The organism is Arthrobacter sp. TmT3-37 (genome assembly GCF_054510835.1).
Genome location: NZ_JBTNDU010000021.1, coordinates 45,653 through 63,645 on the forward strand (window position 1 = coordinate 45,653; position 17,993 = coordinate 63,645).

Here is a 17,993-nt window from a genome sequence, read left to right on the forward strand (position 1 = left end):
ATGTGACGGTGAAGCAGGGCTCCATCGTCCGGAAGGAACGACATGGCGGAAAAGCGGCGTGGCCTGGGCCGAGGGCTCGGGGCGCTCATACCCAGCGGTCCGGTCGAGGATGACACCGAGCCGGCACAGCCTGAGCATGATGCTCCGGTCGAGCGGGAAGTGCCCACTGCAGCCTCCGAAGGGTCGCGCAAAGCAGCGGGCAGACCCGTGGATCTTTTCTTCGAGCGCGTGACCGAGGAGGACGTGGCGGAGCAGCCACGGTCCTACTCTTCCGCCCTCCGAAGTGGCATCAACAAGAACATGCTCGAGGCGCAATCGAAGCGCGTTGCGAAGTCACCGTCGGGGCGCAAGAGCGCGGCCGGAAGAGGCGCTGACACGGCGAAGCCGTCGCCGTCCGCGTCGACGCAGGCTGCGGTGTCTGATGAGAGCACTGCACACGTCCCGAGTCCGGTCAGCGCGGATGGACAGGAACAGGCGCCCGGTCAGTCACCAAGGCGCTCTGCGGGCGCGGCAGACGACGGTGCTGGTACTGATGTTCGCGCGGAGGATGCGCGCCCATCGGGAGAGCCCACTGCGGTGTCAGCACGGACTGACGCTTCAACCGCTGACGGCGCGGCGGGAGCCGCACAGAACATGGAGACTCCAGATCTCGAGCTGGCCTCCGCGACGAGATCAGCTGCCTCACCAGGTTCCGTTCCACGTGAAACCGGATCCAGTTCTTCCAACGTGACGATGGTGCGACCTGACCAGGGCGGTTCGGACGCGTCGCTGATTGCTGTACCCGGTGCCACCTTCGCCGAGCTCCCGCTCGACAGCATCCATCCGAACAGGAAGCAGCCCCGCGTAGAGTTCAATGAGGACGAGCTGGCCGAACTCGTGCACTCGATCCGCGAGATCGGGGTCCTCCAGCCGGTCGTCGTTCGTCCTTCGCAGGAAGGCGGCACCACCTCGTACGAGCTGGTCATGGGAGAGCGTCGTTGGCGCGCATCCCGGGAAGCCGGCATGGAGAGCATTCCGGCGATCATCCGATCCACGTTGGATGACGATCTGCTCAGGGATGCGCTGCTCGAGAATCTGCATCGTAGTGCCCTGAACCCGCTGGAGGAAGCTGCTGCATACCAGCAGTTGCTGGATGACTTCGGTTGTTCCCACGATGAACTGGCCGGGCGCCTGGGTCGGTCGCGACCGCAGATCTCCAACACCCTGCGCCTGATGAAGCTGCCACCGCTTGTACAGCGGCGAGTAGCTGCGGGGGTGCTGTCTGCCGGGCATGCTCGGGCACTCCTCGGCTTGGGAGATCCAGCCGACATGGAAAAGCTCGCCCAGCGCATCGTGGCGGAAGGCCTTTCGGTCCGGTCCACCGAGGAGATCGTCGCGCTCAGTGGGGGCCTCCGCAGGGCGACCAAACCCTCCACTCCCCGGGACGGAGCCAGGCATGAGCGTCTCGATTACCTTGCGACGTCCCTGTCCGATCGGCTGGACACGAATGTGAAGATCACGCTTGGAGCGAAGAAGGGGCGGGTCAGCATCGAGTTCGCGAGCGTCGACGATCTCAATCGGATCATCGGTGTGCTCTCGCCTCCGGCCGAGTAGGATCACAAGACGTTCGACACGACGACCCCTGTTTCACGTGAAACAGGGGTCGTCTGTCTTTCGGGGAACGTTCTAGCCGGCGACACCGCGTGTCAGTTGGCGCCAGTTCCGAGTAGCCGTTCGGTAGAGCGGTTACGGCCGATCCGGATTCGGTCCGCTGTGAGGATGGCGGATGGGGGGAGAACCGGTGCTCACGCCTGCTCGTCAGTACGCGAGTGGGAGGATTCGAGGACGCTCACCAAGAGATCGCAGGCGTGCCGGCCCAGCGTGTTTCACGTGAAACGGCGGTCACAGTGGATGTACCGGGCAGGATATGGAGTTGGCTGCCCGGTCTCCTGAGTGGTGTGCGTGCACCGGCAAGGGTTCGAGCGGCATTACCAGGCAAGCGCAGTCGTACTACGAGACGTTCAACGGTGCGTAGGCGAACGCAACGACCCAGCGTCCCGTCGCTGGTGGCGGCCCGGCTTCACCTGCCCTGCGAGTGCGAGCCAGAACACTGGTGGTCGGCTCGCTCCGTGGGTGGATTGCGATGAGGCGTTTCACGTGGAACATCGCGGATATGGATCGACTGACATTGATCCGGGCACCCCTCGCTCAGCACTTTTCTGTCCAAGGCGTCCTGTATCCCTGGTCAGGGACGGCGGAGAGCTCATTCATGGACGCCGTGATCGATGCGCCGAGGTCGACGACGACTCAAGGCCCTCCTTCATGGAGCGGCGTGACATGTCCCGGAACATCACGCGCGCCCGGGCCCTGAATCCTTAGTGGGCTGCTGTATCAGCACACGCACGCGGCTCCGAGGTGGCGTCACGAGGGCCGCGACGGTGAACGGCGAAGCGATCGGGTGGGTGCATTAGTCGGGTGTGGAAGCCGGCTCAGCAAAAAGGTAGCGCGAGGGAGGTGCGGATCTCCACCTCGAGGAGAGCTCAGGTGGTGTCACATCATCGACGCTACCGCAAGGGCGCACACGGGCGGTGAAGCTCCGCGAGGGTAGTAGCGCGGTGTGGAGCGCTTGCTGACCCCGAACGGCCTTCCACCAGTGCCGCAGCGCTTCCTGCGGGGGTACTGAGCATCCCCTGCTTGCGAGGGTTACGAGCGGGCGCGACTGCTTGGGACGATCTGGTTTCACGTGAAACGTGAGACACCGGCTCCCGTCGGCACCCCTGTCCGGTCGCGGTTGAGTTGTTCTCAGCGGATGAGTGCCCGCTGCGCACGGCACCTGAAACGATCTGTCGACGTCGCGCACCCATCCGCCGTTCTGCCGGCGCGATGGCTTTGTCATCATCCGGGAGCGCCCGTGCACCCTCCGAGGTCGGCAAGCCTGCGGCATTGACGCGTTCAGCGGCTCGACGGGACGAATGCGCCGTGCAATCTGGCCCCGCCCGCAGTCGTAACCAGGTTTTGTGGTCGGTGCGTTCATATCGATGGAGGACCCTGGGAATTCGTCGTCTCTACCTTCAAGCAGATGATCCTCGCCGCGGATCGCGGCTGCAGCGGCTACTGCAGCACCTTGATTGAAGGAGCGATGCCTACTCTCCTGTCATCGTTTCACGTGAAACAGCGCAATGCTTCTACTGCTTGTTCGCCCTCATCGGAAGTCATGTTCGACCTAACGCTGACGCGGTACAGGTCGCTCACTTGCGTAGGCAGCACGATGCTTGCGACACTGCACGGTCCACGAGGGGAAGAAGCCGTTGATCGGCATGTCCCCCAGAGACCAGCAGCAGAACAGAGGGTTCCGGTTCTTCCGGTTGGCGGTGGTTTCGCAGGCGCGACAGTACATCCCTTGCTGCGGGTGTCACTTCAATGCACACCATTGCCAGCTCCGATGCCCAGGGCTACCTCGATCTCGGAATGCTCCGGCGAGTAGACCAGTAGCTGCAGCAGCCCTCGACGGCTTACGGCAGTGGATGCTCGGACGGACGCGGGGCCATCTTCAGCGATGGTCGCCGGCCCGCTGATCTCCGTCTGGCGACGGCATCTGTGGCGTGGTGCTGGGCGCTCGTGCGGGGTGTCCTGAAAAGGGTCTGAAATCAGGGAAACGAAGAGGTATACCGCCGCTCTGACCGGAGGCAGCAATGCCGGATCTCGGCCCCGCGTCACAATCGCGGCTGAGAATGATTGCGTGAGGAGGCCTGCGATCTCTGCTGACGCGTTCGATTGCAGTTGTCGATAGGGTACCTATGGCTTCTGGATCGGCCATGAGCGCGCCAAGCAGCTTTGCGCTCCGGTTGTTCAGCGGCAGTGGGAAGAGATGGAGCAGACGCACTACATGCGGACCAGCGGTGGTGATCGAACCGCCCGCGGCCGTTTCCGTCCGTCCCCCATTCTCCTGCTGCTTCCGGCATTGTCCGGGGGGTCGTTGCCTCCCCACTGGCATCGACCAGGCGGCGCGCTGTGGAGACCGCTCGGAGCGGGATGCTGTACGAGGGATCATCCTCAACCTGGGCATGGTGGCGTGCGATACGTCGGCGGAGGACAAGTACCAGCGAACTGCCGCCGGCCTGCTGCCAGGCTGCAGCGTGGGTGTGTCGGTGTTCTGTTGCGAGGAGAACCCGCTGCAGCTCGCCCTGTCCCTGTTTCACGTGAAACGCGTTCTCGGACGGAGAGGGGCGGACGGCTCAGTATCGAGGCCGGGGAAGGACAATCAGGCCCTGCGAGACATCCAAGCCTCTGATCGAGAACCTGTTCCCCGTACCTCCCTTGTCGGACATGGACCACACGGTACGTACCAATGAAAAAGGCCCGCCGCAGATGCGGCGGGCTCTCTTCTAAAACGCGATCAGTTGATGAAGGCTGCGAATTCCTGCTCGAGTACCTGCTTCGGCTTCGCGCCGATCGACGTCGCGGCCACTTCCCCGCCTTGGAACACGTACACGGCGGGAATCGATGTGATGCCGTACTTCGCGGCGATGGCCGGGTTGTCGTCCACGTTCACCTTCACCACGTCGACCTTCTCGGCATGCTCGGCAGCGATGTCGTCGAGGATGGGCGAGAGCATGCGGCAGGGGCCGCACCATTCAGCCCAGAAATCGACGATGACCGGCTTGCTGGCCTGCAGGACGTCGGCGTCGAATGACGCGTCGGTCACATCCTTTGCGTTGCTCATTGCGATACTCCTAGTGATTGATCGATCAGAGTGAAGCTGATTCGGAGACTGCTTCTGCCGGCGGGGTGGGTACCCGGGCGGCAGTCTGCGCCATGCTGACGGTATCCGCCAGGTAGTGCTCGACGTCGAGGGCAGCAACACAGCCGCTGCCGGATGCCGTGATGGCCTGACGGTAGGTCGGGTCGATGACGTCACCCGCAGCGAAGACGCCCGGCAGCGAGGTCTTCGACGTCCGGCCCTGCACGGCGATAGTGCCCTCGCTGGTCAGTTCGAGCTGATCCTTCACGAGGTCCACCCGTGGATCGTTACCGATCGCGACGAAGATGCCGGTCACAGCGAGATCGCTCGTGGTGCCGTCGACCGTGCTGGCCACCTTGACGCCGGTCACCTTGTCGGCGCCGTGGATACCGACGACCTCGGAGTTCCAGAGGAAATCGATCTTCTCGTGCGCGAAAGCGCGGTCCTGCATGATCTTGGACGCGCGCAACGTGTCACGGCGGTGGATGACGGTGACGGAGCGGGCGAACTTCGTGAGGAAGAGAGCCTCCTCCATGGCGGAGTCGCCGCCGCCGACGACGGCGATGTCCTGGTCGCGGAAGAAGAACCCGTCGCAGGTCGCACACCAGCTGACGCCGTGCCCGGACAGGCGCTTCTCGTCGTCCAGCCCGATCTCGCGGTATTCGGAACCGGTCGAGATGATGACGGCACGCGCGAGGAATTCCTCACCCGTCGCGATGGTCAGCTTCTTGATGTCACCTGAGAGGTCTGCGGACACGACGTCCTCGAAGAGGATCTCGGTGCCGAACCGGCGTGCCTGCTTCTCGAACTGTTCCATCAGCTCCGGCCCCATGACGCCTTCCGGGAAGCCCGGGAAGTTCTCGACGTCGGTGGTGTTCATCAGCTCACCACCGGCCTTGACCGAACTCGCGATCATGACCGGCTTCAGGTTGGCGCGTGCGGTGTAGACCGCTGCGGTGTAGCCCGAAGGACCCGATCCGACGATGATGACGTCGTGGATCTTCGGCTCACTGCCTGAGCTGTCTGCGGTGGGCGTGTCCAGCTGGACATCGGTTTGCGTTGTCACGTTCTCGAAAGACCTTTCTGTCTTCTGGTTCGCTGATCCGGCCGGACCGGCCTCATCTGCGGACACTTCCCTCAACGGAACCCTCCGGACGATTATTCCACCGCGGGAGCACGGTGTGGCACCGCCGACAGCGCCCTCCGGGCATTCGGGTCCGGCCCGAGTCAGCGGACGCTGATCTCCGCGATCCGCAGGCCGAAGGGGTACTGCGCCTGGATGTTGGAGAGCCTCGGCAGCCGGGTGAAGTTGATGATCGCGTAGCTCGCCGTCCGTGGCCCGTCCGCACGGTCCGGGATCGGAAGGGTCACGGTCGGCGCGGTGAAGCTGCCCTGGGCGATCTGCTCGGCACCATCCAGCGTCGGCCGGTCGTTCACGAGGACGGAGAAACTGCCACCCGCTCCGTTGAGCTGTGCGATGGACACCTCGGAGATGGTCGATTCCTGCTCGAGCTGCACCACCAGCGCGAGGCTCGTGGCGAGGCCACCGAAGGTGTCACTCGCGTACACCTGGTTGCCCCAGAAGGTTGCAGGATTGTCGTCGATGATCAACGGCAGGGTGGCGTCGTTCGCCGCATCGAGTGCCTGGTTGTCCGGGACCACACGGGTGATGCCGGTGATGACGGGCGTGACGGCCTCCTGCGTGGGTTCGGCGGTGGCAGTCGGCGTCTCCACGGGATCGTCGGAGGCGGGGACGCTCGTCGCCTGGTCGGTCGGATCGTCCGCGAGGTCGGTCCCGCCGGAGATGGATCCGAGCTGGGTGACCGCGAGGACGACAGCGACCACCAGGGCGACCGCGAGGACCACCCCGACGAGGACGCGGGTGAACCTGCGTCCGCCCCCGTCGTTGTCGTCATCATCGGTTCCGTCGCCGTCGGTCCCCTCGGGGCCGTCGACGTCGTCGTCGTCGAAGGCGGACAACGGGAAGCGCGACGCGGCCCGCCCGGACTGCGGGGACGCCGCAGCGGCGGCCGCCCCCGCTGCACCGACCCCGATGGCACCGGCCGCAGCACCGGCTGCAGCTCCCGCCCGCTGGGGGCCGGTGTCGTCGCGATCATCGCGCGGCTCGGCCCGGACCACGGAGGGCGCTGCCGACGCACCCGTAGGACGCTGGGTGGGCGGCGGAGGGACGAGGTGGGAGGTGGCCTGCCGCTCAGGAGCAGGTTCGGTGGCGTCGGAAGGCTGGTCCGATGCGTCGTCGTACGACGCATCATCGGCGCCCTGCCGCCCGAAGCGCCGCGTCAGCCCCGAGAGGCGCGACTTCCGGTGCTGCCGGACGTCGTCGTAGTCCTCGTAGTGGTCGTCGTCGTCGGTCTCCGGCTCGCTGGACCGCGGCCCGCCGAAGATCTCCGAACCGAGCGTGTCGGTGAAGAACGGCTCGACGTAGGGTGCTTCCTGCGCGGGAGCGTCCTGCTGCACGATCAGGTCCAGCATGTCGGGCGCCGAGGCGCGGTTCGTCACCAGATAGGTACCGGACTCGGTGATACCGAGGTCGAGCACCTGGATGTTGTCGTTCCTGTCGCCGGACGCCAGCTCGCGGGCACTCGTGGCGACCTGGGACGCGTTGCCGGCCGACGCGACGAGGATGCTGACCGGTCGGTTGAGCACCTGGTCGACGCCGTCGAGCACGAGGTCCTTCTCGGCGGATGCCAGCACGTAGGCCGTCACCTTGTAGCGGCCGCCCAGCACTGAACCGACGTCGACTGCTTCTGGCACGTGTTCCTCCCGGCAAGACCCTGGCTGATTTCTCACCATGCTACCGGTCTGCCAGGCCATTCCCGGGCTGCCGCGTCAGGCGCCGCTCCGGCGGAACCGCGCCAGCAGCGGCCCCAGGATCTGGCTGAGTTCGGTGATCCGGAGCAGCCTGAGCATGGCCAGATAGACCACGGACAGGACGATCCCACCCATCGCGAGCACGACGACGGCGTTCTGTTTCGACTGCCAGACGAATCCGCCGGCGTCGTACCCGCCGAACGCCCAGGACACGGCCGTGCCCGCCAGCGCGGCGACGATCCCGGCGATCACGAGGCGCACGTGCACATCGAAGACGTGTCCGGCGCCGTACGGTCCGATCGCCCGGGTCAGGAAGACATGACTGACCACGACGGCGATCGCGTTGCCGAGCGAGTAGGCGACGGCGAGCATGGGCACGATGAGGCGGGGATTGAACATGCCCGCCGCCAGGGCGAGCACGACGCCGACGACGGACAGGATCAGCTGGATCTTGAGCGGCGTCCGAACGTCCTCGCTCGCGTAGAACACCCGGTTGAGGAAGAAGTTGGCGCTGAGGAACGGGGCCCCCACGGCGAGGAGCGCGATGATGACGCCGTTGGTGGCGGCGCTCTCCGCCGACTCGCTGAACAGCATCCCGAGGGGTCCTGCGAACGCGAGCAGTGCTGCGGCACCGAAGACGGTCGCGACGCCGATGATGCGCAGCCCCTGGGACAAGGTGGCGCGGACGGCGGCCAGGTTGTTGTCGGCATGCGCCGAGGACAGCTGGTTGAACATGACCGTCGCCAGGGACAGCGCGATGACGGAGTGCGGCAGCTGGTACACCATCGCGCCGAACTCGAGGTTGGTCAGGCCCGCGATCTGCACGGGTGGATCCTGTGCGAGGAGCCGCGGGCGTGCTTCGGAGGCGATGGTCGCGACGCGCTGGTTCACGAGGTAGAGCCCGTTCCCCACGAGCATCGTGATGATGGTGACCGACGCGAGCCTGCCCGTCCGGCCGAGACCCGTTCCGCGGATGCCGAACTTCGGGCGCAGGCCGAGCCGAAGGCGTTTCAGGGGCAGGAAGAGCACGAGGGCCTGGATGACGATGCCGAGCGTCGTCCCACCGGCGAGCAGCAGCGTCTGCGCCGAGGTCCACGTGTCGGGGCTGTGCCGTTCCGACTGCTCGCTCCCCATCAGCACGATGAAGACCGCGAGGAAGGCGATGGAGACCACATTGTTGACGACGGGCGCCCACATGTAGGGACCGAAGGACCCGTTGGCGTTGAGGATCTGCCCGGTCACCGCGTACATGCCGTAGAAGAAGATCTGCGGCAGGCACCAGTAGGCGAAGGCCGTGGTGAGGGCGAGATTGGCGCCCGTGACGCTCGTCGTCAGACCGACGATGACCGGTGCCGCGAGCGTGACGAGCACCGTGAGCACGAGCAACGCTGCCGCGGCGAGGGTGAGCAGCCGGCTGACGTAGTCCGCGCCCCGATCCGGCTGCCTGCTGGCACGGATGATCTGCGGCACCAGGACGGCATTGAACACGCCGCCGGCGAGCATCAGGTAGATGAAGTTCGGCAGGTTGTTGGCCGAGGTGAAGAGGTCCGACACCTGGCCGGACGCGCCGATCGCCGTGGCGAGGAGCGCAACGCGGACGAGGCCGAGGATCCGCGAGACGAGGGTCCCGGCAGCCATGATCGCGCTCGAGCGGGCCATGGAGCCGCTCCGGGGGGCCGAGGGGTCGTCGCGGGCGGGCTGCCCGGCGTCCTGCAGGGGGATCGAGGCTGTGTTCGTTTCAGACATCGTTCCCATCGTCTCACCGATGGGAGGACGACGGCGCGCGCCGCAGCGGAGAGCGGACGCTCAGAGGTGCTCGGGGAGTACCTCGCGGGCGAGGTCGGCGATGCGCCGCTCGTTCGGGAAGGAGAGGCGACGGCCGAGTTCCTGCAGGGGGACCCACGCGACGTCGACGGCCTCGTGGTCGGGGTCGTTCTCGATGGTCAGGTAGCCGCCCGTGGCGATCAGCAGGAAGTGGTGGACCGTCTTGTGCACGCGGTGCCCGCTGACCGTGAACCAGTAGTCGATGCTCCCGAGGGCGGAGACGATCCTGCCCTCGATGCCGGTCTCCTCCGCGATCTCCCGCACGGCGGCCTCTTCACTGTTCTCCAGGCCCTCCGGGTGGCCCTTCGGGAGGCACCACTCGAGCCGGCCTCCGCGGTTCAGCCGGGCGATGATGGCGACGTCGAGCGATTCCTTCGTGGTGTCGACGACGATCCCGCCGGCGGACACCTCCTCCACCGTCGGCAGCTGGTGCTGCACGGCAGGCATACCCGTGGTTCCCATTGACACAGTCAGCGGGGTGCGCTTGGGAGCACTTGGAACGGGTCGGTCCATGCAGACCACTCTAACGATCTTTAAGGAGCCTCGATGACGGCGCGACGCGTTGCGCGCCCGCCCGTACAGCATCGGTACGGGTCGGTGCGAGGTGTGGGAAACGGGGGCTGATCTGGCACCCTTAAGGGACTATGGCGCACCTGCTGGACACCTCGACCCTCACCGCACCCCTCCCTCCCGTGGTCCTCGAGGTCGGCGAACTCTTCGAGGCCGCGGGTCATGAACTCTCACTGGTCGGCGGCCCGGTGCGGGACCTGTTCCTCGGCAGGGCGTCGCCCGACCTCGACTTCACCACGAGCGCCGACCCCGACCAGACCCTCGCCGTGATCAAGCGGTGGGCCGACGCCTACTGGGAGATCGGCCGCGCCTTCGGCACGATCGGACTGCGCAGGGGCGGCCACCAGATCGAGATCACCACGTACCGCGCGGAGGCCTACGACCCCTCGTCCCGGAACCCGTCGGTGGCCTTCGGGACGAGCCTCGAGGACGACCTGCTGCGCCGCGACTTCACGATCAATGCCATGGCCCTGAGGCTGCCGTCCCTCGAGCTCGTCGATCCGTTCGGCGGCGTCCGGGACCTGCACGCGGGCCTGCTGCGCACTCCCGGCACGCCGTCGTCGTCGTTCTCGGACGATCCCCTGCGCATGATGCGCGCCGCGCGCTTCGTCTCCCAGCTGGGCGTCAGCGTGGCCCCCGAGGTGTCCGAGGCGATGGGGTCCATGGCCGAACGGATCTCGATCATCTCCGCCGAGCGCGTGCGCGATGAACTGGTCAAGCTCATGCAGGGCAAGACGCCGGACGCCGGGATCGACCTGATGGTGGACTCGGGGCTTGCCGACCACGTGCTGCCGGAGGTCTCCGCGCTCCGCCTCGAGACGGACGAACACCACCGCCACAAGGACGTCTACCAGCACTCGCTGACGGTGCTGCGGCAGGCCTGCGCCCTCGAGACGGGCGACGACGGGCCCGTGCCGGCACCGGACGTCGTGCTGCGCTTCGCCGCGCTCCTCCACGACATCGGGAAGCCCGCGACGCGGAAGTTCGAACCCGGAGGGGCGGTGAGTTTCCGTCATCACGACGCCGTCGGCGCGAAGCTCGCCTCCAAGAGGCTCAGAGCACTGAGGTTCGACAACGACACGATCAAGGCCGTCGCCCGCCTGGTGGAGCTGCACATGCGCTTCTACGGCTACGGGGAAGCGGGCTGGAGCGACTCCGCTGTACGGCGGTACGTGAGCGATGCCGGCCCCCTCCTCGAGCGGTTGCACCGCCTGACCCGCTCCGACGTCACCACGCGGAACCGGCGCAAGGCCGAGCGGCTCGCGTTCGCCTACGACGATCTCGAGACCAGGATCGCCGCGCTCGCCGAGCAGGAGGAACTGGCGTCGATCAGGCCGGACCTCGACGGCGAACAGATCATGGCACTCCTGGGCATCCGCCCGGGGCCCGTCGTGGGCCGCGCCTACCGGTTCCTCCTCGAGGAGCGGATGGAGCACGGACCCCACGACCCGGCAGCAGCCGAAGCCAAGCTCCGCCAGTGGTGGAGCGAGCAGCCCGAATCCCAGGAGAGCGAAGCATGAAGCCCATGACAGGCGCGGCAGCACCGGACCTGACTCCGGCGGGAACCCCCCTCCCCAGGTTGTGGCTGCTGCGGCACGGCGAGACGGAGTGGTCCAGGGACGGCCGGTACACGGGCCTGACCGACCTCCCGCTGACGCCGCACGGCGAGGAACAGGCGCTCGCCGCGCGCGAACACCTCCAGGGCATCGACTTCGATCTCGTGGTGACGTCACCCCTGCAACGGGCCGTCCGGACGGCGGAGCTGGCCGGCTTCCCGGACGCGGAAGTCCTGCCCTTCGCCCACGAGTGGGACTACGGCGACAACGAGGGGCGGAACAGTGCGGTGGTCCGCGAGGAGAACCCCGGCTACCTGATCTGGAACGACGGCGTCCCCAACGGGGAGACGCTCGACCAGGTGTCCGAGCGGGCCGACAGTGTCATCGCCAGGGTCCAGGCAGGCTGCGGGACCCCGGCGGACAGGGAGCCCGCGGCGAAGCCCGTCGAGAACGCGCTGCTCGTGGCACACGGTCACTTCCTGCGGATCGTCGCGGCCCGATGGCTGCAGTTCGGCGGTATCGAGGGACGGCACTTCGTCCTGGGGACCGCCGCGGTCTGTGCGCTCGGCTGGGACAAGCGCACACCCGCGATCGTGCACTGGAATCTCTAGCCCCCAGCGACCCGCGGACGCCATCGGAACGCCCCCTTCTCCCACCTTTTCGTGAATTGTCCGATCAATTCACGAAAAGGTCTATGCCGCAGTGCATTTCATGGGGTACCTTTACTCACGTGCCATTGGGCCTTCCCGACTCGATCGACGAGGGACGCCCGGGCCACGCGACCGTCAATGCACTCGATGAAATGGAGGTGGAGATTGTGAACACCATGCTCAGCGGAGCCTTTGCCCGCAGCGCCAATCCCGCCTTCGTTCGCCGTACGCACTAGGAAGTCGGCGCACCGGCAGTAGCCGGCTGGTCCAGCATCATCCCCGCACCCGTGCGCGGCTTCCTCGTGTCTCCTTTCCCGGCAGCGCCCTTTATCGGCAATTCCCTGCCCCTTTCACCTATCGAAGGTCCGTCATGCCCAATTCACCGCTACCCCCTGCCCATTCACCCGATACGAACGCAATACCCGGACCCGGAGGAACAATTCGTCCCGGCCGGGGCGAATTCATTCTGAGCGGATCACTGACGCCGCTGGCCTGTCCGGAGCTGCCGGGTACGACTGCCGATCCCGTGCCCGGCTTCCAGCGGAGGAAGGAGGTGCGACGCATGCTGAGGAGATGGCGGAACAGGACCTCGCTCTGGGGGCGAATCTGGCCGGACCGGTCGGGCGGAGCCTGGGACTCCTCCCACCGCCTCACGCTGCCCCAGCACACCATGTACATCAAGTGACCGGCGGTGGACAGCCGGTCGGAAGCGATGCCCTGCCGGCGGTCACCACAGCGATCCCGGCGTGCTGCCAGTGCTCGGCCGTCCGAACCCTGCCGTCCGAACCCTGCCGTCCGAACCCGGCCGTCCGAACCCTGCCGTCCGAACCCGGCCGTCCCGAGGAGACAGGACCTTCGGAGTGTCTCTCCCGAGCGGAGGCGGAAGCCCGCACTGTCCAGCGTGGGCTTCCGCCTCCTCCATCCCGTATCCGCAGTGTGCCGGAGGGCGGCGCGAGCGGAATGGGGCGCGCTGACAGGGCGTTATAGGGTCATGAGGGTCACTCGACCGGTCCTTCCCCACAACCGGTCGGAAAGGAGAGGGTGTGTCCGGCGTCCGGCGCGTGGCCATGCTGTCCCTGCACACCTCCCCGCTCGAGCAACCCGGCGCGGGCGACGCGGGCGGCATGAACGTCTATGTCCGCAGCACGGCGCTCGAACTCGCCAGGGTAGGCATCGAGGTCGAGATCTTCACGCGGGAAGCCGGTGAGGGGCGGCCGCGCCGCGAGATCCTCGGAGACGGCGTGGTGGTGCACCACCTCGATGCCGGTCCACGCCACCGCATCCCCAAGGAGGCGCTGCCAGGGCTGAAGACCACGTTCGCCGATGCGATCACGGATGTCGCCGGGCTGCTCGCCGACGGCCACTTCGACGTCCTGCACTCCCACTACTGGGTCTCCGGAACCGTGGGACTCACGCTCAGCAGGGAGATGAACCTGCCGCTCGTGCACAGCATGCACACCATGGCCAAGGTCAAGAACCTGCACATGAAGGCGATCAGCTCACCGGAGCCGGCCGAGCGGATCGCCGGGGAACAGGACATCGTCACCGGCGCCGCCCGGCTCATCGCCAACACGAGGACCGAGGCCGCCGAACTGGTCTCCCTGTACGGCGCCACCCGCGACCGGGTCGACGTCGTCGCCCCCGGCGTCGACCTGTCGACCTTCCACCCTGGCGACCGGGACGCTGCGCGCACGGCCCTCGCCTTCCCGCCGGATCAGTTCCACGTGGTCTTCGCAGGGCGGATCCAGAAACTCAAGGGACCCCAGGTCCTGGTGGCGGCAGCCGCCGAACTCCGCCGTCGGCGGCCGGACATCCCCCTGGCGGTGAGCATCCTCGGCTCGGGCAGCGGCTCCGAAGCCCTCAAGCTCCAGCCCCTCATCGACGGCGCCGGCCTCACCGATGACATCCGCCTCTACCCGCCAGTGACGGCAGCCCACCTCGCCCAGTGGTTCCGGTCCGCGGATGCCGTGGTGATGCCGTCCTTCAGCGAGTCCTTCGGACTCGTGGCGCTCGAGGCCCAGGCGTGCGGCACCCCGGTGGTCGCCGCCAATGTCGGCGGCCTGCCCCAGGCCGTCAGCGACGGCCGGAGCGGCCTCCTCGTCGACGGGCACTCCGCGACCGCGTGGGCGGCCGCCCTGGAACGCCTGCACGACGACGCGGAGCTGCGCGCGACGCTCGGACGCGGAGCCGCCATGCACGCCCTCGCCTTCGGCTGGCAGCGCACGGCGCTGCTGACGGCACAGAGCTACCGCACCGCCGTCGAGCGTTTCCCCGCGGCCACCGCGCGCTGAAGCACGCCTCCCGCGGCGCCTAGGATGGACGGGTGAACCCCACCGAACTCGCCGAATACCTCGATTCCGTTCGTATCACCGGCAAGGTGGCCACTCCGCGGCAGGACAACCTGAAGCACATGCGCCTCTTCCTCGAGGGGAACGAGCACCTCGAGTTCGGCGTCACCCGCACGCGACCCTGGTCGTTCGACGAGGTCTTCGACCTCATGCACGAGCGCGTCGGCACGAGCGGGGATCCAGCCCACACCGAAGGCCAGGACACCATCGATGCCGCCAGATGCGTCGCGGCGCTCGACCGGTTCGCGGACCGCCTCGGTTCCTCCGCGCACCGCGGCGAACGGATCCTCTTCGCCACCGGCCACCCCGCAGGCCTGCTGCCCGTCCACGCGGCCTTCGCCCGTTCCGCCGCGGCGGCCGGTGCCACGGTGGTCCGCGTACCGGAGGGGCGACGCTTCGGAGCCGGGGACATCCGCCAGGTCTTCGGCGTCCTCGTCTGGCATCAGCACGGCGGACTCATGCACACGCACTTCCCGGAACCCATGCGGCTGAGCCTCGATACGCTCGCCACGGAGGGGCTCGAGCCGCCGGACCTCGTGGTGGCCGATCACGGGTGGGCGGGACACTCCGCCAGTGCGGGGCTGCCGACCATCGGATTCGCCGACTGCAACGACCCCGGGCTCTTCGTCTCGGAAGCCCAGGGCCAGGTGGAGGTCGCCGTCCCGCTCGACGACAACCTATGGCCCGGGCTGTACGAACCACTCATCGCCTACGTCCTGGAACGTGCCGGGTTGCCCCCGGCCTGATCCGCAACCGCTGATAGGTTTTCCCCATGACCGATCTTGAGATCGCCCGGGCTGCCTCGATCCGGCCCATCGAGGACATCGCGGATGCCGCCGGGATCCCGCGGGAGGCGCTCGAATTCCACGGCCGCTACAAGGCCAAGATCGATCCGCGCCTGCTGCCGGACGACGGTCGTACACCCGGCAGGGTGGTCCTGGTCAGTGCCATGAGCCCCACGCCTGCCGGCGAGGGCAAATCCACCTGTACCGTGGGCCTCGCGGACTCCCTCGCCCGCGCCGGGCAGCGCGTGATGATCGCCCTGCGGGAGCCGTCCCTCGGTCCGGTGCTCGGCATGAAGGGCGGAGCCACGGGAGGCGGGTACTCCCAGGTGCTGCCGATGGACGAGATCAACCTGCACTTCACCGGCGACTTCCACGCGATCACCTCGGCGAACAACGCGCTCGCCGCGCTGATCGACAACCACATCCACCAGGGCAACGAACTCGGCATCGATCCCCGGCGCATCACCTTCAAGCGCGTCCTGGACGTCAACGACAGGGCGCTCCGGGAGGTGGTCATCGGCCTCGGCGGGCCCGCCCAGGGCACGCCGCGTCAGGACGGCTTCGACATCACGGTGGCCTCGGAGATCATGGCCGTCTTCTGCCTGGCCCGGGACCTCGAGGACCTGAAGGAGAGACTCGGCAACATCACCTTCGGCTACACCTACGACCGTACGCCGCTGACCGTCCGCGAGCTGCAGGTGGAGGGCGCGCTGGCGCTGCTGCTGAAGGACGCCATCAAGCCGAACCTCGTCCAGACCATCGCGGGAACGCCGGCATTCGTCCACGGCGGTCCGTTCGCGAACATAGCCCACGGCTGCAATTCCGTCATCGCCACGCGGACGGCCCGGCGCCTGGCGGACATCGTCGTGACGGAGGCCGGCTTCGGCGCCGATCTCGGCGCCGAGAAGTTCCTGGACATCAAGGCGCGTGCGGCCGACCTGGCCCCCGACGCCGTCGTGATCGTCGCGACGATCCGCGCGCTCAAGATGCACGGCGGGGTCGCGAAGGAGGACCTCGGGGAGCCGGACGTGGATGCCCTCCAGGCGGGCACCGCGAATCTCCTCCGGCACGTCCGCAACATCGAGAAGTTCGGCATCCCGCCCGTCGTGGCGGTCAACAGGTTCGCCACCGACGCCCAGGAGGAGCTCGACTGGCTGCTGGCATGGTGTGCGGGCGAGGGCATCGAGGCCGCCGTCGCGGACGTGTGGGGGCAGGGCGGCGGCGGGCCCGGCGGCGACGAGCTCGCGGCCAAGGTCCTCGATGCGCTCCGACGTCCCGTGAGCTTCTCGCACCTGTACCCCCTCGAACTCTCCGTCGAGGACAAGATCCGCACGATCGTGCAGGAGATCTACGGGGGCGACGGCGTCGATTTCTCGGTCCCGGCGCTACGGCGCCTCAAGGAGATCGAGGCCAACGGCTGGTCCGGTCTGCCGGTGTGCATGGCGAAGACCCAGTACTCGTTCTCCGACGACGTGAGCCTCCTCGGAGCACCGAAGGGCTTCACCGTGCATGTCCGGGATCTCATCCCCAAGACGGGAGCCGGCTTCATCGTCGCCCTGACGGGGTCCGTCATGACCATGCCCGGGCTGCCGAGGGAGCCGGCCGCGCTGCGGATGGACGTGGACGGCGAGGGGAACGCCGTCGGCCTGTTCTAGGACGGGACACGGACGCGCCCGACACGGAGCGCGGGGCGACGCCGTCGCGGCCTCACGGCGAGGTACAGGGCCGCCACGCTGCCGGCCACGACCGCGGCGACCAGCCACGCGGTCGACGGATCGCCGACCAGCAGGCGGGGGATCGCCCGGGACGGGACAGCGGCCGCGAAGACGAACGCGACGAGCAGGCCGAAGGAGCTGCCCACCATGTTCAGCAGGTGCCCCAGGACGTTGCCCCTCACCGCCGCGGCGATGCCCAGGCTGACCGTCACCGTGGTGAAGGCGGAGAGTCCGTGCCGCCAGCTGAAGTGCCCGTCGGACACGATCCCGAAGCTGCTGATGCCCGCCACCATCAAGTTCTACCTCCGGTCGGGGCTCCTCGAGGCAGGCGAGGCCATCAACCCCACCCGGGCCGACTACGGGGAGAGGCACGTCCGCCGGCTGCAGCTGATCCAGGGGCTGCGCTCCACGGTCGGGTTGGGGCTCGAGGACATCCGGCGGATCCTGGGCGCCGCAGCCGGGGCGGGCGCCTCGGACACGCAGCGCCTGGCGCTGCTCTCAACAGTGCAGTCGGTGGTCCTGGGCCTCGGCGGCCGGCGGGGCGAGCGATCACCGAAGGTCGACGCCCTCGTGCGCGCGATGGGCTGGCCGCACGAACAGAGCGACGCCCGTCTCGCCGTCGACGAGCACGTCGCCGCCATGAATGCCGTGGGTCTCGGCCCCGACGTCGACGTGCTGGCAGCGTACGGGCGCGCGGCGGATGGCATCGCCGATGCACAGCTGTTGTTCACCGCGGCGCAGGACGACCTGGAGGGCATGATCCTGACGGCAGCCATCGGCATGCACATGCATCACCAGCTCATCCTGGAACTGGTCGCCCTGGCGCAGGCGAGCCATGCGATCCGGCGGTACCTGCCGCAGCAAGGGCCGGATGAGTAGGGCCCGACAGGAAGGGCCCGACAGGTAGGGCCGGATGAGCAGGGCCGGGGGGGACAAGGGGAGCCCGTCCCTCCCCCCGTTCCTGCTCTCCGGTTCGATTTTCACTCGTGGGGG

15 protein-coding genes are annotated in these 17,993 nt (G+C 67.5%); 9 read left to right on the forward strand and 6 right to left on the reverse strand.

Going from position 1 to position 17,993, the window contains the following annotated elements; translation table 11 throughout:
• The first annotated feature begins 300 nt into the window (after positions 1-300).
• Positions 301-1,593 carry a ParB/RepB/Spo0J family partition protein gene (locus tag ACX80U_RS18000; RefSeq protein ID WP_459269426.1) on the forward strand — a complete coding sequence of 431 codons (1,293 nt, stop codon included), beginning with the start codon at positions 301-303 and terminating at the stop codon, positions 1,591-1,593.
• 2,782 nt (positions 1,594-4,375) lie between these two features.
• Here the strand turns inward: ACX80U_RS18000 and trxA are convergent.
• The 5 genes from trxA to ACX80U_RS18025 form a co-directional block, all read right to left on the reverse strand.
• Positions 4,376-4,702, reverse strand: a complete 327-nt coding sequence (gene trxA, locus ACX80U_RS18005; protein ID WP_133080005.1) for a thioredoxin — start codon at positions 4,700-4,702, stop codon at positions 4,376-4,378.
• A 25-nt stretch (positions 4,703-4,727) separates the two neighbouring features.
• Positions 4,728-5,720, reverse strand: a complete 993-nt coding sequence (trxB, locus tag ACX80U_RS18010; protein WP_459269427.1) for a thioredoxin-disulfide reductase — start codon at positions 5,718-5,720, stop codon at positions 4,728-4,730.
• A 227-nt stretch (positions 5,721-5,947) separates the two neighbouring features.
• Positions 5,948-7,495: an ABC transporter substrate-binding protein gene (locus ACX80U_RS18015; RefSeq protein ID WP_459269416.1), complete on the reverse strand. Its 1,548-nt coding sequence runs from the start codon at positions 7,493-7,495 to the stop codon at positions 5,948-5,950.
• Between the two features lie 75 nt (positions 7,496-7,570).
• Positions 7,571-9,298, reverse strand: coding sequence for a murein biosynthesis integral membrane protein MurJ (murJ, locus tag ACX80U_RS18020; protein ID WP_459269417.1), 1,728 nt, complete (start codon positions 9,296-9,298; stop codon positions 7,571-7,573).
• A gap of 60 nt (positions 9,299-9,358) precedes the next feature.
• Complete coding sequence (locus ACX80U_RS18025; protein ID WP_244186091.1) at positions 9,359-9,838, reverse strand: NUDIX hydrolase; 480 nt, start codon at positions 9,836-9,838, stop codon at positions 9,359-9,361.
• Between the two features lie 182 nt (positions 9,839-10,020).
• On the opposite strand from ACX80U_RS18025, the gene ACX80U_RS18030 reads away from it, so the two are divergent.
• The 7 genes from ACX80U_RS18030 (at position 10,021) to ACX80U_RS18060 (ending at position 16,940) form a co-directional block, all read left to right on the forward strand.
• Positions 10,021-11,466: a CCA tRNA nucleotidyltransferase gene (locus ACX80U_RS18030; RefSeq protein WP_459269418.1), complete on the forward strand. Its 1,446-nt coding sequence runs from the start codon at positions 10,021-10,023 to the stop codon at positions 11,464-11,466.
• Complete coding sequence (locus ACX80U_RS18035) at positions 11,463-12,113, forward strand: histidine phosphatase family protein (protein ID WP_244185830.1); 651 nt, start codon at positions 11,463-11,465, stop codon at positions 12,111-12,113. Before ACX80U_RS18030 ends, ACX80U_RS18035 begins: the two co-directional genes overlap by 4 nt.
• A 119-nt stretch (positions 12,114-12,232) precedes the next feature.
• On the forward strand, positions 12,233-12,388 hold the full coding sequence (locus ACX80U_RS18040; RefSeq protein WP_208738988.1) for a hypothetical protein: 156 nt from the start codon (positions 12,233-12,235) through the stop codon (positions 12,386-12,388).
• Positions 12,389-12,714: 326 nt separating this feature from the next.
• On the forward strand, positions 12,715-12,837 hold the full coding sequence (locus ACX80U_RS18045; RefSeq protein WP_279628568.1) for a hypothetical protein: 123 nt from the start codon (positions 12,715-12,717) through the stop codon (positions 12,835-12,837).
• Between the two features lie 358 nt (positions 12,838-13,195).
• Positions 13,196-14,443 (forward strand): D-inositol-3-phosphate glycosyltransferase, encoded by a 1,248-nt coding sequence (gene mshA, locus ACX80U_RS18050; RefSeq protein WP_133080000.1) that lies wholly within the window; start codon positions 13,196-13,198, stop codon positions 14,441-14,443.
• A 32-nt stretch (positions 14,444-14,475) separates the two neighbouring features.
• Positions 14,476-15,246 carry a phosphatase gene (locus tag ACX80U_RS18055; protein ID WP_459269419.1) on the forward strand — a complete coding sequence of 257 codons (771 nt, stop codon included), beginning with the start codon at positions 14,476-14,478 and terminating at the stop codon, positions 15,244-15,246.
• A 26-nt stretch (positions 15,247-15,272) separates the two neighbouring features.
• On the forward strand, positions 15,273-16,940 hold the full coding sequence (locus ACX80U_RS18060; RefSeq protein ID WP_133079998.1) for a formate--tetrahydrofolate ligase: 1,668 nt from the start codon (positions 15,273-15,275) through the stop codon (positions 16,938-16,940).
• Here ACX80U_RS18060 and ACX80U_RS18065 read toward each other — a convergent pair.
• Positions 16,937-17,290 (reverse strand): DUF2306 domain-containing protein, encoded by a 354-nt coding sequence (locus ACX80U_RS18065; RefSeq protein WP_459269420.1) that lies wholly within the window; start codon positions 17,288-17,290, stop codon positions 16,937-16,939. The two genes, ACX80U_RS18060 and ACX80U_RS18065, sit on opposite strands and share 4 nt — an antisense overlap.
• Here ACX80U_RS18065 and ACX80U_RS18070 point away from each other — a divergent pair.
• Positions 17,280-17,879, forward strand: coding sequence for a MerR family transcriptional regulator (locus ACX80U_RS18070; protein WP_459269421.1), 600 nt, complete (start codon positions 17,280-17,282; stop codon positions 17,877-17,879). The two genes, ACX80U_RS18065 and ACX80U_RS18070, sit on opposite strands and share 11 nt — an antisense overlap.
• The last annotated feature ends 114 nt before the right edge of the window (positions 17,880-17,993 follow it).